This is a genomic window from Saccharothrix ecbatanensis, assembly GCF_014205015.1.
Classification (GTDB): Bacteria; Actinomycetota; Actinomycetes; order Mycobacteriales; family Pseudonocardiaceae; genus Actinosynnema; species Actinosynnema ecbatanense.
This window is the reverse complement of record NZ_JACHMO010000001.1, coordinates 6,354,556-6,367,681: the sequence shown is the minus strand read 5'-3', so window position 1 is coordinate 6,367,681 and position 13,126 is coordinate 6,354,556. Positions and strand designations below refer to the sequence as shown.

19 protein-coding genes are annotated in these 13,126 nt (G+C 70.6%); 6 read left to right on the top strand and 13 right to left on the bottom strand.

The annotated features are described in order from the left end of the window. Positions 1-15 precede the first annotated feature (15 nt). Positions 16-519, bottom strand: a complete 504-nt coding sequence (locus tag F4560_RS27170; protein WP_184924476.1) for a GNAT family N-acetyltransferase — start codon at positions 517-519, stop codon at positions 16-18. A gap of 177 nt (positions 520-696) precedes the next feature. Next, on the bottom strand, positions 697-1,920 hold the full coding sequence (locus tag F4560_RS27165) for an MFS transporter (protein ID WP_184924474.1): 1,224 nt from the start codon (positions 1,918-1,920) through the stop codon (positions 697-699). Between the two features lie 82 nt (positions 1,921-2,002). On the opposite strand from F4560_RS27165, the gene F4560_RS27160 reads away from it, so the two are divergent. Then, positions 2,003-2,665 carry a hypothetical protein gene (locus tag F4560_RS27160; RefSeq protein WP_184924472.1) on the top strand — a complete coding sequence of 221 codons (663 nt, stop codon included), beginning with the start codon at positions 2,003-2,005 and terminating at the stop codon, positions 2,663-2,665. Positions 2,666-2,693: 28 nt separating this feature from the next. On the opposite strand, the gene F4560_RS45750 is transcribed toward F4560_RS27160, so the two are convergent. From F4560_RS45750 to F4560_RS27150, 3 genes are read right to left on the bottom strand one after another with little or no spacing between them, the layout of a single operon-like run. After that, positions 2,694-2,828: a hypothetical protein gene (locus F4560_RS45750; RefSeq protein WP_281391959.1), complete on the bottom strand. Its 135-nt coding sequence runs from the start codon at positions 2,826-2,828 to the stop codon at positions 2,694-2,696. Between the two features lie 38 nt (positions 2,829-2,866). Continuing rightward, positions 2,867-3,523, bottom strand: a complete 657-nt coding sequence (locus tag F4560_RS27155; protein WP_312869502.1) for a phosphotransferase — start codon at positions 3,521-3,523, stop codon at positions 2,867-2,869. Further along, complete coding sequence (locus F4560_RS27150; RefSeq protein WP_184924469.1) at positions 3,520-3,894, bottom strand: hypothetical protein; 375 nt, start codon at positions 3,892-3,894, stop codon at positions 3,520-3,522. The genes F4560_RS27155 and F4560_RS27150 overlap by 4 nt, the downstream gene beginning before the upstream one ends. Positions 3,895-3,998: 104 nt before the next feature. Here F4560_RS27150 and F4560_RS27145 point away from each other — a divergent pair, with 104 nt between their 5' ends. The 3 genes from F4560_RS27145 to F4560_RS27135 are packed head-to-tail and all read left to right on the top strand — an operon-like array spanning position 3,999 to position 5,260. Beyond that, positions 3,999-4,451, top strand: a complete 453-nt coding sequence (locus tag F4560_RS27145) for an SRPBCC family protein (protein ID WP_184924467.1) — start codon at positions 3,999-4,001, stop codon at positions 4,449-4,451. A 45-nt stretch (positions 4,452-4,496) separates the two neighbouring features. Then, the gene (locus F4560_RS27140) at positions 4,497-4,805 is read left to right on the top strand and encodes an ArsR/SmtB family transcription factor (protein WP_312869501.1); all 309 of its coding nucleotides are present in this window, start codon (positions 4,497-4,499) and stop codon (positions 4,803-4,805) included. Then, the gene (locus F4560_RS27135; RefSeq protein ID WP_184924465.1) at positions 4,802-5,260 is read left to right on the top strand and encodes an SRPBCC family protein; all 459 of its coding nucleotides are present in this window, start codon (positions 4,802-4,804) and stop codon (positions 5,258-5,260) included. The genes F4560_RS27140 and F4560_RS27135 overlap by 4 nt, the downstream gene beginning before the upstream one ends. On the opposite strand, the gene F4560_RS27130 is transcribed toward F4560_RS27135, so the two are convergent. The 5 genes from F4560_RS27130 to F4560_RS27110 all read right to left on the bottom strand — a co-directional run bounded on the left by F4560_RS27130 (position 5,257) and on the right by F4560_RS27110 (position 9,432). Beyond that, a complete protein-coding gene (locus F4560_RS27130; RefSeq protein WP_184924463.1) occupies positions 5,257-6,498 on the bottom strand; it encodes an RNA polymerase sigma factor in 1,242 nt (413 codons plus the stop codon). The two genes, F4560_RS27135 and F4560_RS27130, sit on opposite strands and share 4 nt — an antisense overlap. A gap of 66 nt (positions 6,499-6,564) precedes the next feature. After that, on the bottom strand, positions 6,565-6,993 hold the full coding sequence (locus tag F4560_RS27125; protein ID WP_184924461.1) for a YciI family protein: 429 nt from the start codon (positions 6,991-6,993) through the stop codon (positions 6,565-6,567). Positions 6,994-7,127: 134 nt separating this feature from the next. Continuing rightward, positions 7,128-7,967 (bottom strand): SDR family oxidoreductase, encoded by an 840-nt coding sequence (locus tag F4560_RS27120; protein WP_184924459.1) that lies wholly within the window; start codon positions 7,965-7,967, stop codon positions 7,128-7,130. A 95-nt stretch (positions 7,968-8,062) separates the two neighbouring features. Further along, complete coding sequence (locus F4560_RS27115) at positions 8,063-8,545, bottom strand: DoxX family protein (RefSeq protein ID WP_184924457.1); 483 nt, start codon at positions 8,543-8,545, stop codon at positions 8,063-8,065. A gap of 68 nt (positions 8,546-8,613) precedes the next feature. Beyond that, entirely contained in the window at positions 8,614-9,432 is an 819-nt protein-coding gene (locus F4560_RS27110; RefSeq protein ID WP_376775349.1) for an MSMEG_6728 family protein, read from the bottom strand. A 75-nt stretch (positions 9,433-9,507) separates the two neighbouring features. Between F4560_RS27110 and F4560_RS27105 the strand changes: the two genes are divergently transcribed. Next, complete coding sequence (locus F4560_RS27105; protein WP_184924455.1) at positions 9,508-10,149, top strand: TetR/AcrR family transcriptional regulator; 642 nt, start codon at positions 9,508-9,510, stop codon at positions 10,147-10,149. Positions 10,150-10,210: 61 nt separating this feature from the next. Here F4560_RS27105 and F4560_RS27100 read toward each other — a convergent pair whose 3' ends face one another. Together F4560_RS27100 and F4560_RS27095 are read right to left on the bottom strand one after the other, a co-directional pair. Then, positions 10,211-10,600, bottom strand: a complete 390-nt coding sequence (locus F4560_RS27100) for a VOC family protein (protein ID WP_312869500.1) — start codon at positions 10,598-10,600, stop codon at positions 10,211-10,213. After that, positions 10,597-10,893: an ArsR/SmtB family transcription factor gene (locus F4560_RS27095; protein WP_184924453.1), complete on the bottom strand. Its 297-nt coding sequence runs from the start codon at positions 10,891-10,893 to the stop codon at positions 10,597-10,599. The genes F4560_RS27100 and F4560_RS27095 overlap by 4 nt, the downstream gene beginning before the upstream one ends. A 78-nt stretch (positions 10,894-10,971) precedes the next feature. Here F4560_RS27095 and F4560_RS27090 point away from each other — a divergent pair, with 78 nt between their 5' ends. Next, the gene (locus tag F4560_RS27090) at positions 10,972-11,610 is read left to right on the top strand and encodes a ThuA domain-containing protein (protein ID WP_312869499.1); all 639 of its coding nucleotides are present in this window, start codon (positions 10,972-10,974) and stop codon (positions 11,608-11,610) included. 95 nt (positions 11,611-11,705) lie between these two features. On the opposite strand, the gene F4560_RS27085 is transcribed toward F4560_RS27090, so the two are convergent. Continuing rightward, positions 11,706-12,977, bottom strand: coding sequence for an ROK family transcriptional regulator (locus F4560_RS27085; protein ID WP_184924451.1), 1,272 nt, complete (start codon positions 12,975-12,977; stop codon positions 11,706-11,708). Between the last annotated feature and the right edge of the window lie 149 nt (positions 12,978-13,126).

The following is a 13,126-nucleotide window of genomic DNA, read 5'->3' as shown; positions in this document are numbered from 1 at the left end:
GCTGGAGACTTCCTGCTAGAGGCTGCGGGCGAAGAACAGGGCGGTCTCGCCTTCAGCCGGCGTGCCCCGGTAGAACGTGGTGTCCAGGCCGCACAACGTGAACCCCATCCGCTGGTAGGCGCGGATCGCGGGCACGTTCACGGTGGACGTCTCCAGCCACGCGGTCAGCGCGCCGTGCTCGCGGCCGTGGGCGCACGCGTGCTCCACCAGCGCCCGCCCGATGCCGAGCCCGCGGTGGCCCGGCGCGACCGTGACCTGCTGGATCACCAGCCGCCGGTGCCAGTCCTCCAGGTCGACCACGACGAACCCGCGTACCCGGGAGCCGTCGGCGGCGACGAACACCGTGCCGTCCGGGTCGTCCTGGGGGAAGACCTTGTGCAGCGGCGGGTCGACCGGCTTGGGCCGCAAGGTGAACCCGTCGGGCACCGCCACCACGTCGAACACTGTGTCGGTGGTGAACGAGTCGTCCAGCGCGGCGATCCGGTCCAGGTCGGCGGCTTTGGCGGTGCGCAGGTCCACTGTGCCGAGGTTAGGCGGTGTTTCGGAAGCCCGTGTTCGCGATAGCCGCGCCGGATGCGGCCCCTGGCGGCACGGGCCGAGGACACCGATACAACACCGGTATCTGCGCCCCCGGCCCACACCGCCAGGAACCACCCCGATCACGACTCTCGTCGAACGAGGCTCCCGAAACACCGCCTAGAGGCGGGCGTGGCGCACGGCGGAGAAGGTCATGCCGACGGCCTGCCCGACCAAGCCGACCACCGCGATCCACAGCGCCGTCCCGATGCCCAGCCACTCGGCGAGGACGCCGCCCACCAGCGCGCCGACCATGAGCGAGGCCCGGTTGACCGACCGCATGGTGGCGAACGACCGGCCCAGGAGCCGGGCCGGCGTGATGGTCTGCCGGTAGCCCATCTCCACCGCGCTGTCCAGGGTGGCCGACAGCCAGAACAGGAACTGCGCCGCGCACAGCAGGGTGAACCCGGTGGCGCTCGACGTGGCGAACGGGACCAGCGCGTAGGCCACCGGGGTCAGCCAGCGGGCGGCCACGATCACCGGGCCGACGCCGAACCGCCGTCCCGCATGGCTGGACACCGACGCGCCGAGCACTCCGCCGACCCCGCCGACGGCGTACGTGATGCCCAGGTCGAGCGCGTCGAAGCCCAGTTCGTTGAGCATCAGGAAGGAGAAGACGGGGGTGACCATCGCGGTGAACAGGAACCAGGCGTGCGAGGCGATCGCGAGTGGCCGCAACACTTTGTGGCCGTAGACCCACCGGAGCCCTTCCCGTAACTCGGCGCGCAGGTCCCGCTTCGGCGCCTCCGGCAGCTGTTCGCGCGTGCGGAGGGTGGCCAGCACCAGGCCGGAGATCAAGTAGGAGACGGCGTCCACCAGGATCGCCAGCGGCCCGCCGATCAGCTTGACCAGTGCGCCGCCGACGAGCGGTCCCAAGCCTTGGGCGACCGACCCGGTCTGCTCCAGGCGGGCGTTGGCGTCGGTGAGGCGTTCGGTGGGGACGATCAGCGGCAGGAACGACTGGTGCGCCGCGTCGTAGAAGAGCGACAACGTCCCGAAGACCACGACCAGGCCGAACAGCAGCGGCAAGGTCAGGGTGTCGGTGAAGGCGGCCAACGGGATCAGCGCGAGCACGGCGGCGCGGGCGAAGTCGGCGCCGATGAGCACGGGCAGCCTGCGGCGGCGGTCCACCAACACGCCCGCGACCAGGCCGAACAAGAGGTAGGGCAGCCATCGTGACGCGGCCAGCGTGCCCGTTTCGGTGAGCGAGGCGCCCAAGGTCAGGATGGCGACGGCTTGCAGCGCCAGCGTGGTGACGTGCGTGCCGGCCAGGGACACCGTGTCGGCGGTCCAGAACCGGACGAAGTCCCGGTGGTGCAACAGTTTGATCGTGCGGTCGCTCATGCGGCCACCCCCTGCGGTCCACCTTCTCAGACTTGGGCGCGCACCAGTCAGGTGGCCTCGGTTCCCCGCTAGTGTTCCCGGCATGGTGAGACTGGGGGTCGTCGCCCTGCTGTTGGCAACCGGTGTCTCGGGCTGCTCTTCGGCCGGCGGTGAGGCCGGTGGTGAGCAGACCGACGGCGAGTACGGCGTGCTCGTCGAGGCGTGTGATCTCGTGGACACGGCGACGGTCGCAGTGCTCGCTCGCGGCCTCGCGAAGACGGTGTCGCGTCAGGGCCAGCGGTCGGGCCGACAGCTGAGCGACCGGGTCGACATGACCACGTGCCACCTCCAGTTCGGCGGTTCCGACAGCCTGCCGATCGCGCCGTTCGACGAGTTCGCGCCGGACACCCCGGGCACCCCCGCCCGCCGCCACGTCGTGGTCACGGCCATGCGCCACCACGCCGTCGACGGCCAGTCGGGCACCGAACTCGCACGGCACTGGCTCACGTCGGATCCGCAGGAACGGGTGCCGGACATCACGGCGCTCGGCCTCGATGACGGCGACATCACCCAGCAGCCCAACGGTGAGGAGAGCTACACCCGGATCCGGGCCGTCGACGCGAACCTGACACTGGAGATCGAGTACAGCGGGGCCAACATCGGCGCCAAGCCGGCAGGCATGCCGTCCGACGAGGGCCGCGAGGGCGCTCTGCGGCTGCTGACCGACGCGGCGGCCCGGCGGCCGTGCCCCATCTCGGACTGCTGACAGAAGGGCTCACGCGAGCCAGGCCAGGTCACGTCGACCGACACTTCACCCGGGACAGCAGCGTGGCGCCGGCGACTGCTCGCAGTGCCGGCGTGGTGACGTGCGTGCCGGCCAGGGACACCGTGTCGGCGGCCCGGAATCGGACGAAGTCGCGGTGGTGCAACAGTTTGATCGTGCGGCCACCCCCTGCGGTCCACCTTCTCAGACTTGGGCGCGCACCAGGCGGGTGGCCTCGGTCAGCAGGGCGGCTTCCCGTTCGGTGAGGGTGGGGTTCGCGCGGCGGAACGTCACGGCGTGGCCGAGCTGTTCGGCCGGGTTTCCTCGTGCGTGGGCGAGGAACGCGGTGAGGACAGCGGTGGCGATCCCGGTCAGCGGCGAGTCGTCCACGGCGACTTGGGCGATGATCAACGCGGTGAGTGCGACGTCGAGGTCGGGAGGTCCCTCTGTCGTGTCGCGCCAGTCGATCACGACAGGCCCGGTCGGGCTCAGGATCACGTTGTCCGGGTGCAGATCCCGGTGCAGCACACTCCCGGTCGCGCCGCGTGGTGGTACGGCGTGCAGCCGGTGGAGCAGGGCGGCCAGGGTGCGGGCGGCGTCGTCGACCCGGACGTCCCCGCTGACCAGTGCGGTGAGCATGGTGGGGCCCGCGACGCGGGTCATGACCAGGTCGGCGCCGTCGGCGGCGAACACCTCGGGGACCGGGAAGCCGTCCGCCGCGACGTGCGCCATCACCGCCACCTCTGCCGTCACGTCACCACCGTCGCGGTAGCGGCGCAGTACGCGTTGGGCGTCCAGCGCGAACACGTCCGCGTCCCGGCCCGATGCCAGCAGCTCCACGTCACCCGCCGGCGGGGTCACGCGTCGTTCGGGCGGCGATGCCGGCGCATCCGCTCCAGCTTGATCGCGGATCGCTCCTCCTGATCCATGCCGGACCGCACACGCCGCTTCAACCGGTCCTCCACGAGCACGCCCAACGGCAGGTCGGGGTACTTCCGGAACACCTTCGGCCACACCATCCGGACGGCCTGCTCGGCACTGTCGGCAAGCACCTCGTCCGCCCGTCCCACCGCCGCGCGCAGGGCCTCGTCCGCACGCCGCCGGTTGGCACGGTGGGCGCGCTGCCTGCTCCGCGGGATGTTCTTGCGGGAGCTCTTGTGGTTCTCCCCGTACACGTTGCGGCAGTCCTTGGCGTAGCTCAGCCGCTTCTTCTCCTGCGGAGTCCTGCGCACGACACACCTCCTTCGGTCTTGATCACGTCCGGTTCCGGACCGTACCCGCGAGACCTCTGTGCGCCCAGCCGGTTTTCGCCTCCCCTCGGTCGTAAGGTCGGTTGATGACGCGATTCGAGGTCGTGGCCAACATCGCCGCGCCACCACAGCGGGTCTTCGACGTCTCGCTCGAAGTCGAGGTGCACACCGCTTCCATGTCGGGCTCCGCCGAGCGGGCCGTCGACGGCGTCACCTCCGGCCGCCTCCGACCCGGCGACACCGTCACCTGGCAGGCCACGCACTTCGGCCTGCGCTGGCGGATGACGTCCCGGATCAGCGCGTTCGACCCACCGCGGTTCTTCGTGGACGAGCAGGTGCGCGGGCCGTTCAAGCGCTGGCACCACGCGCACCACTTCGACCCGGACGGCCACGGCGGCACCGTGATGCGGGACGTGATCGACTTCGCCGCTCCGCTGGGTCCACTCGGCATCGCCGCGGAACGGCTGGTGCTCAACCGGTACATGCCCCGGCTGATCAACCTCCGCAACGAGCACGTGAAGGCCATTGCCGAGCGCTGAACCTGCCCGGTTGACATCCGGGCGCGAACGCGGATACTTAAGGAGGTGCTTAACCAAGTGTTCCACGCGCTCGCCGACCCGAGTCGGCGGACCATGGTCGAACGGCTGACCCTGGGCTCCGCGTCGGTCAGCGAACTGGCGAAGCCGTTGGCGATGTCCCTCCCGGCGGTGGTGCAGCACCTCCAGGTGCTGGAAGCCAGCGGCTTGGTGCGGACCGAGAAGGTCGGGCGGGTGCGGACGTGCCACATCGTGCCGACCGCCCTGCGCCAGGCCGAGCAGTGGATCACCGAGCGCCGAACGACCTGGGAAAGCCGGCTCGACCGGCTCGACGACTACCTCAAGGAGCAACCATGACCGTCGAACACGCCACGTTCACGCTGGAACGCACCTACGACGCCCCGCCGGCCAAGGTCTTCGCGGCCTGGTCCACGCCCGAGGCGAAGGCGCGCTGGTTCGTCGGCCCGGACGAGTGGGTGAGCAAGCCGCTGGAGCAGGACTTCCGCGTCGGCGGCGAGGAGCGGGTCAGCGGCGGGCAGCCGGGCGGCAAGGAGTTCCACTACCTGGGCCGCTTCCAGGACATCGTGCCGGACGAGCGGATCGTCACGACGTACGAAATGCACATGGAGGACACCCGCATCTCGGTGTCCGTGGCGACGGTGGAGTTCAAGCCCGCCGACCACGGCACGCGGCTCGTCTACACCGAGTCCGGCGCGTTCCTCGACGGCCACGACAAGGTCCAGCACCGCGAGCAGGGCACCGCCGAACTGCTGGACAACCTCGGCCGCGAAATCGGTTCCGCGCGGTCCTAGCAGGCGGCGGCACGGTCGAGCAGCAGCTTCCGCTCCCGTTCGTTGCGGGTGAGCCCGGCCGCCCGCTCGAACTCCACCCGCGCCTCGGCGTGCCGACCGAGCTTGGCCAGCAGGTCGCCGCGCACGCTCGGCAGCAGGTGGTACTCCTTCAACGCGGGCTCGCCGACCAGCTCGTCCACCAGCTCCAGCCCGACCTCCGGCCCGAACGCCATCCCGATCGCCACCGCGTGGTTCAGCTCCACGATCGGGGACGGCGCGACCAGCGACAACGCCTCGTACAGGCCGGCGATCCGGGTCCAGTCGGTGTCCTCGGGCACGCGGGCACGGGCGTGGCACGCGACGATCGCCGCCTGCACCGCGTAAGGGCCGCCCGCGCCGCCCAACGACTCCGCCTTCGCCAACGCCGCCAAGCCGCGGCGGATCAGCAGCTGGTCCCAGCGCGCCCGGTTCTGGTCGAGCAGCAGCACGGGCTCGCCGTTCGGCCCGATCCGGGCCTTCGCCCGGGACGCCTGGATCTCCAGCAACGCCACCAGCCCGTGCACCTCGGGTTCCCGCGGCATCAGGCCGGCCAGCACGCGGGCCAGCCGGAGCGCGTCCTCGCACAGCGCCGGACGCATCCAGTCGTCGCCGGCCGTGGCCGAGTAGCCCTCGTTGAAGATCAGGTAGATCACGCCGAGCACGGACGACAGCCGGGCGTCCCGCTCGTTCTCCGCCGGCACCTCGAACGGCACACCGGCCTTGGCCAGCGCCTTCTTCGCCCGCACGATCCGCTGCGCCACGGTCGACTCGGGCACCAGGAACGCCCGCGCGATCTCGTCGGTGGTCAGGCCGCCCAGCATGCGCAGGGTCAACGCGACCTGCGCCTCGGTGGACAGCACCGGGTGGCACGCGGTGAACACCAGCCGCAGCAGGTCGTCGTCGATCTCGCCGACCCGGTCGGCGGCGTCCGCCACGTGGTCGTGCTCGGTGTCCCGGCCGATCTCCTCCAGCTTGCGCTGGTAGTTCTGCTTGCGCCGGATCAGGTCGACGGCCCGGTTCTTCGCGGCGGTCATCAGCCACGCGCCGGGGTTGCGCGGTATGCCGTGCTCCGGCCACTGCTCCAGGGCGCTGACCATCGCGTCCTGGGCCAGTTCCTCGGCCAGGCCGACGTCCCGCACCATCCGCGCGAGCCCGGCGATCAGGCGCGCGGATTCGATCCGCCACACCGCTTCAACGGCACGACGAGCATCGGTAGCCATCACGGTCTGGCATCAGACCAGCTACCGATGCTCGTCGGCAAGCGGGAACAGCTCCCGTGGGGGCCCTCAGCCGTTGGCGCGGGCCTCGTTCTCGGCGCGCAGCTGACGCTCGCGGTCCTTCATCTCCTCCGACGCGTTCACGAAGTCGTCCTCCGTGAAGACCTGCCGGATCTCGATCTGGGACTCCTCGCCGGTCGGGTTCGGCACGCGCTTCACCCATTCGACGGCCTCTTCCAGTGACTTGACCTCCAGCAGCCAGAACCCCGCGATGAGCTCCTTGGTCTCGGTGAACGGACCGTCGACGACCGTCCTCTTGTCACCGGAGAAGTAGACGCGCGCGCCCTTGGAGCTGGGGTGCAGGCCCTCGCCCGCGAGCAGCACGCCGGCCTTCGCCAGCTCCTCGTTGAAGGCGCCCATCTCGTTGAGCATCTCCTCGCTCGGCTGGGCCCCGGCCTCGGTGTCCTCGTTGGCCTTCACGATCACCATGAAACGCATCTCGATACTCCCTGTCGGTTCGTTGCGGCCGGTCCATCGTGGCCTGTACTGACGCGACGAACGAGGGGGTACGCGGATCGACACGCGGGCCGAACTTTTTCCAAGATTTTCTCGCGGGCCGTTGACCAGCGGTTTTACGTGATGGGCGAGCCGCCGGTGACGCCGATGACCTCGCCGGTGATGTAGCTCGAATCGGACGAGGCGAGGAAGACGTACAGCGGCGCCAGCTCGGCGGGCTGCCCGGCGCGGCCCATGGGCGCCTGCTCGCCGAAGCTCTCCACCTTCTCCGGCGGCATGGTGGCCGGGATGAGCGGAGTCCACACGGGACCGGGCGCGACCGAGTTCACCCGGATCTTCCGCTCGACCAGGTTCTGCGCCAGGCCCTTGGTGAAGTTCACGATCGCGGCCTTGGTGGTGGCGTAGTCGAGGAGCTGGTACGAGGGCTGGAAGCCCTGGATGGACGACGTGGTGATGATCGAGGAGCCCTCGGGCATGTGCGGCACGGCCGCCTTGCACAGCCAGAACATCGCGTACACGTTCGTCTTCATGACCCGGTCGAACTGCCGGCTGGTGATGTCGAGCAGGCCGCCGTCCTGCGACATCTGGTAGGCCGCGTTGCTGACCAGGACGTCGATGTGGCCGAACTCGGCGACCGCGCGGGCCACGACGTCCGCGCACTGGGACTCCTCCACCAGGTCGCCGGGGACGGTGACGGCGGTGCGGCCCGCGTCCTCGATCAGCCGGGCGGTGTCGCGGGCGTCCTTCTCCTCGGCTTCGAGGTAGGAGATGAGCACGTCCGCGCCCTCACGGGCGAAGGCAAGGGCGACGGCGCGGCCGATGCCCGAGTCGCCGCCGGTGATGACGGCTTTCTTGTCGATGAGACGCCCCGTGCCGCGGTAGGTCGATTCACCGTGGTCGGGGGTGGGTTGGACGTCGTCGGTCAGACCGGGGTACTGGACTGCGGGCTCTGCCATGCCGGGAGGGTGCCCACGGTCTTGCCACCTGAACACGCCGATGGCGCACCTCCGGGTGGAGGCGCGCCATCGGAAGTGGTCCCGTATCGGCGTGTTCAGCGGTCGGCGTGCTCGCGGACGGTGTGCTCCCGGACGGAGCGCCGGGCCGTGAACGCGCGCTGGACCGTGAAGGCGCCGGGGCCGAGGACGGCCAGCAGCAGGAACACCCAGCTGTAGACGGCGGCCAGTTCGCCCATGTTGTGCAGGGGGAGCAGCGCCTCGGGCTGGTGCACGGTGAAGTACGCGTAGGCCATCACGCCGGAGAGCACGAACGCCGCCGGACGTGCGGCCAGGCCGACCAGCACCAGGACCGCGCCGACCAGCTCGATCACGCTGCCGTACCAGCCCGGCCACGACCCGAACGGGACCGCCGTGCCCTGCCCGTCGATGCCGCCCAGGAAGCCGAGGCCCATCAGGCCGTGGCACCCGAACAGGAACGACACGACGATGCGGAAGGCGGCGAGGACCAGGTCGTTGCGCTTGGTGGTGATCGTGGCGACGGTGGTGGTGGCGGCGCGGCGGGTGTCGGTGGTGGTCATCTCGGGCTCCCCTTCTCGGTGGTCTCACTACTGCGTCGAACGGGACCCCGCCGGATCGACACCTCCGCTCAACTTTTTCCCGGGAGTTGTCGTCGGAGGGTGAAACGGCTGGTCGGAGGCGGTAGGCGTTGGCCGCGGCGGAAGAAGCGGACCTGGCGTGGGTCGGTCGCCTCGTCGCGCATGGCCGCCAGGTCGGCCTCGCTGGGCGCGCGGGCGACCGATGGGCCGGGGCGGTGGTCGAGTGGCGGGGGCGGAAGGTCGTCGGGCGGGGAGAGGTCGGGCAGGGGAGGGCGGTCGAGCCGGTACGCGATCAGGCCCGGTGTGTCGGGGACGTCCATCGGGAACACCGGCGGCGGCCAGACGTAGTCGAGGTCGTCCGGGACGTCGGGGAACAGCGGGCGGTAGTGGTCGGGGTCCTTGCGCAGGAGGGCGGACCGGTGGCTGCGGTGCAGGTCGTCGTCGCCGAGCCAGGGTGGGAGCAGGCCCTCGGCCAGGCACCACGACCACGTCGGCTCCCGGCCGCCGGTGAGGTTCCCGTCGGTGAAGTCGCCACCGGTGAGTTCGCCGCCCGCCAAGTCGCCGCCCGTGAAGTCGCCGGTGAAGTCGTCGCCGGTGACGCCGCCGCCGGTGAAGTCGAGGAGCGCGGCACGCATGCCGTCGCGGTGGCCCCGACGTCTCCACTCGTCGCACACGGCCACGCCGTAGGCGACCAGCGCGGGCGTGAAGCCGCGCCACATCAGGACCGCCGGGTGCCGCTTCCAGCCGTACTCGGGCCACACCAGGGCGCGCAGGATCTGCAAGGTCTCCACGCGCTGCTTGCCGAGCCTTCGGGAGTCGAGGACGGCGGCGCTGCGGCTGAAGGTCGCGCACGGCAGGAACGTCTGCACCCCAGCCACCTACCCGCCGTGACGGTGGTCAAGCACGCGACCGGCAACAGACCGGTGGGCTGTTAGCCTGCGGCGGTGGAGTTCAAGCGCGCCAGGAAGCCCGAGCACGTGGCGCAGCGGCGACGCACGATCCTCGAAACGGCGTGCGCGATGCTGCGGGAGCGGTCCGTCGCGGACATCAGCCTGCGTGAGCTGAGCGATCGGGTGGGGCTGGCCAAGTCGAACGTGCTGCGGTACTTCGACAGCCGGGAGGCGATCTTCCTGGAGGTGCTGGACGAGGAGTGGGGCGCCTGGCTGGACGAGGTGGAGGGCGCGCTGGCTCCGGCGTCCGACCCGGTCGAGGTGGCGACCACGATCGCGACCTCCCTGCACCGCCGGCGGCTGATGTGCGAGTTGATCTGCGGGATGGCCGGGGTGCTGGAGCGCAACATCTCGGTGGACTTCGCGCGCGTGTTCAAACGCCGGGCGACCTCGCACACCGACCGTCTGGCGGACCTCGTGCGGGCGCGCGTGCCGGTGCTGGACGAGCCCGCGGCGCGGCACTTCGCCAAGGCGGTGCTGGTGATGACGGCCGGCCTGTGGCCCCATGCGAACCCGGCCGACGCGATGGCGCAGGTCATGCGCGAGATGGGCGCACCGCCGCCCGACGAGATGTTCCGCGTCGGCCTGACCGAGGGCCTGGTCACCCACCTGGCCGGGCTGGTCGCGCGCGCCTGAGGGTGCCCCCCGTGGGCGGCTGCCCGGCCCTCGCCGGTCGAGAGCCGGGGCCTGAGGGCGTCTACTTCATGGTGGCGAGCTGGATCAGGTTGCCGCAGGTGTCGTCGAGGACGGCGGTGACCACCGGTCCCATGTCGGTCGCGTCCTGGGTGAACACGACGCCCAACCCCTTGAGCCGCTCGACCTCGGCGTACACGTCGTCCACGGCGAACTGGGTGAACGGGATGCCGTCGGCGACCAGGGCCTCCTTGAACGGGCGTGCCGCCGGGTGGCCTTCCGGCTCGAGGAGCAGCTCGACGCCGTCGGGGTCGGCGGGGGAGGACACGGTGAGCCAGCGGTACTCGCCGGCGGGCACGTCGGTCTTCTTGGTGAAGCCGAGCTTCTCGGTGTAGAACGCCAGCGCCTTGGCCTGGTCGTCCACGTAGACGCTGGTGATGTTGATGCGGATCACGGGTTCGGTGCCTCTCGGTCGATGGGCCACCGCTCGACGATCGAGCGCAGCGGGCTCGTGTCGATGTGGTGGAACTTGTACCGGCCCTGCCGCCGGGTGTGCACCAGGCCGGCTTGTTCGAGCACCGCGAGGTGCTGGGAGATGGCCTGGCGCGAGGAGGCCAGGCCGTGCCTCATGGTCAGTCGGCCGCAGATCTCGAACAGCGTCTGACCGTCCTTTTCGGTCAGCTCGTCCAGGATCGTGCGGCGGGTCGCGTCGCCGATGGCCTTGAACAGGTCGGGGTCCGCGTCCATGGCCCAGTTATAGGCAAGTGGTGACTTGCCTGTCAAGTCGGGGGATGGCCGTGCGGGTCTTCGCTAGGGTGCTGTTCCGTGAAGGCACTCGTGGTTCGTGGTGGTTGGGACGGGCACTCGCCGGTGGAGGCGACCGACGCGTTCCTGCCGTTCCTGAGGTCCTCGGGTTTCTCGGTGGACGTGTCGGATTCGCTGGAGGTCTACGACGCGGGCCTGGGTGTCTACGACTTGATCGTGCAGTGCTGGAGCGACGGTGAGCTGACCGATGATCAGTTCGCGTGCCTGGACGCCGCGGTGCGCGCCGGCACGGGCCTGGCCGGTTGGCACGGCGGCCTGGTCGACTCGTTCCGCCACTCCCGTGAGTACATGCGGTTGGTGGGCGGGCAGTTCGTGGCTCACCCCGGAGGCTTCGTGGACCACCGGATCGAGATCACGTCCACCCACCCGATCGTGGAAGGTCTCGCCGGCTTCCCGCTGCGCACCGAGCAGTACTGGGTGCTCACCGACGGCCTCAACGACGTCCACGCGACCACCACGTTCGCCGCCGAGTCCCCGTGGCACGCGCAACTGACCGTGCCGGCGGTGTGGACGAGGCGCTGGGGCGCGGGCCGGATCTTCGCCTGCACCATCGGCCACTTCCCGGCGGACCTGGCCCTGCCACCCGTGCGAACCATGGTCGAACGAGGCCTCCTCTGGGTCGCCCGCCCCGCGCGCTGACGCCCCGCCCGCGCGCTGACGCCCCGCCCCGCGCGGTTGACGGCCGGCCCGTTCCCAGCCGTCGGCTCGTTCCCCGCACACCGCGAGTCGTCCGCTCAGGCCCCTGAGGCGGGCAGGGCGGCCGGCTCCGAGTCGGACAGGTTTTCCGGGAGCCTGAAGCCCTCGTGCAGCGGCACGAGTTCGGACTGCAGCACAAGTGCCGCCCCGCCGATCGCCGACGCAGTAGCGGCCGAACGGGACAGTCGTACGTCGACGCCGTGCGCCGCCCGAGAGAAGAACGTCCGCTCCAGCTCGTCGCGCACCACGGGCAGGTAGACGGACCCGGCGATCGCGAAGCTCGGCCCCGTCAGCACCAGGACCTCCAGGTCCATGATGTTCGCCAACGTCCGCGCCGCCACCGCGATGTACCGCGCCGAACGCTCCAGGATCGCCAACGCGGCCGGCTCACCCCGCCGCGCCGCCCGGCTCACCGCCGCGAAGTCCGACGACACCGACTTCGCCCGCCCGGTCAACCCCGCCGCACCGGCCAACGCCGCGTCCGCACGAGCCGCCGCCACCACCGCCGACGGGCCGGCCAGCGCCTCCACGCACCCACGCGCGCCGCACCAGCACTCCGGCCCGTCCGCGTCCACGCAGATGTGGCCGATCTCCCCGGCGTTCCCGCTGCTCCCGCGATACGTGATGCCGTTGATGATCAGGCCCGCGCCGATCCCGGTCCCCATGTACAGCGCCGCCGAGATGGCCGTCCCGCCGATACCGCCGGACCAGTGCTCACCGAGCGCCGCCGCCGTCGCGTCGTTGTCCAGCACCACCGGCAGGCTCGTGGCCTGCTCCAACGCCTGGCCGAGCGGGAAGTCCTCCCACTTGCGCATGGCCGGCGGGGTCAGGCCCATGCCGGTGTTCGAGCTGAGCGGCCCGGGGGACACGAGGCCGAGGCCCAGCACGCGGTTGTGCTCGACCCCCACGCCGTCGATCAGGCCCTTCACCTCGGCCGCCATCCGGCCCACCACGGTCTGCGGTTCCGCCGCGCCGGCGCCCGCCCTCGAAATGCGCGCGACGACCGAACCGCCGAGATTGGTCAGCACGTACGTGATGCCCGCATGGTCGAGGTGCACGCCCACGGCGTAGCGGGAGGAGTGGTTGAGCTGGAGCAGCACCCGACGCTTGCCGCCGGTCGACTCCGCGCGCCCGGTCTCCACGACCAGGCCCTCGTCGATGAGCTTGCGGACGACGGTCGAGATGGTGGCGCCGGTGAAACCGGTGGCGTTGATCAGCCCGACGCGGCTGATCGTGCCCGCGGCGCGGATCACGTCGAGCACCGCGGACTTGCTGCTCGCGTGTTGCGTCGCCCGCGCCGGTCCGCTCACATGGACTCCCGCCGTCTTAGTTCGTTCGCCGGACGAAGGGTAGCAACTTGACCCGCAGATGACGTCGAGGTGTTGACTTCGTTTCTTCGATGACTTAACAATCTGCCTCAACGCGGGACCGCGGCCGGTCTCGGGCCACGAGAGGAATC

What these genes read in the sequence shown, in the direction of transcription:
- F4560_RS27165 (WP_184924474.1), bottom strand. Translation starts at nt 1,920, where the DNA reads ATGAGCGACCGCACGATCAAACTGTTGCACCACCGGGACTTCGTCCGG.
- F4560_RS27160 (WP_184924472.1), top strand. Translation starts at nt 2,003, where the DNA reads ATGGTGAGACTGGGGGTCGTCGCCCTGCTGTTGGCAACCGGTGTCTCG.
- F4560_RS27145 (WP_184924467.1), top strand. Translation starts at nt 3,999, where the DNA reads ATGACGCGATTCGAGGTCGTGGCCAACATCGCCGCGCCACCACAGCGG.
- F4560_RS27135 (WP_184924465.1), top strand. Translation starts at nt 4,802, where the DNA reads ATGACCGTCGAACACGCCACGTTCACGCTGGAACGCACCTACGACGCC.
- F4560_RS27130 (WP_184924463.1), bottom strand. Translation starts at nt 6,498, where the DNA reads ATGGCTACCGATGCTCGTCGTGCCGTTGAAGCGGTGTGGCGGATCGAA.
- F4560_RS27125 (WP_184924461.1), bottom strand. Translation starts at nt 6,993, where the DNA reads ATGCGTTTCATGGTGATCGTGAAGGCCAACGAGGACACCGAGGCCGGG.
- F4560_RS27120 (WP_184924459.1), bottom strand. Translation starts at nt 7,967, where the DNA reads ATGGCAGAGCCCGCAGTCCAGTACCCCGGTCTGACCGACGACGTCCAA.
- F4560_RS27115 (WP_184924457.1), bottom strand. Translation starts at nt 8,545, where the DNA reads ATGACCACCACCGACACCCGCCGCGCCGCCACCACCACCGTCGCCACG.
- F4560_RS27095 (WP_184924453.1), bottom strand. Translation starts at nt 10,893, where the DNA reads ATGGACGCGGACCCCGACCTGTTCAAGGCCATCGGCGACGCGACCCGC.